Origin of the sequence: Citrobacter sp. Cf136, from assembly GCF_030333815.1 — a bacterium.
GTDB classification, from domain to species: domain Bacteria; phylum Pseudomonadota; class Gammaproteobacteria; order Enterobacterales; family Enterobacteriaceae; genus Citrobacter; species Citrobacter freundii.
This window is the reverse complement of sequence record NZ_JAOWFE010000017.1, coordinates 1-251: the sequence shown is the minus strand read 5'-3', so window position 1 is coordinate 251 and position 251 is coordinate 1. Positions and strand designations below refer to the sequence as shown.

Below are 251 nucleotides of genomic sequence, written 5' to 3'. Positions count from 1 at the left end.
CCCGCCCGCGAATTCTGCGTGCAGTACGGCGAAACTGACCTCAATTTTCTGAGCCGCCTGTGGGCTGAAGAGGGCATTTTCTTCTTTGACTGGTTCCTCCCGACCGGTCCCGACCAGAAACTGGTGCTCTGCGATGACATCGCCGGGGTCTCCACACTCGGCGACATGCCCTTTAACCCGAACGCCCGGGAAGCCACCACCGCATGCATCAGTGCGTTCCGCTACCGGGCACAGATTCGCCCTTCCTCAGT

1 protein-coding gene is annotated in these 251 nt (G+C 60.6%); it reads left to right on the top strand.

Annotated features, from left to right (window positions below; all coding sequences use genetic code 11):
* A partial coding sequence (locus OGV98_RS00525; RefSeq protein ID WP_286550921.1) for a contractile injection system protein, VgrG/Pvc8 family occupies positions 1 to 251 on the top strand: 251 nt, incomplete at both ends.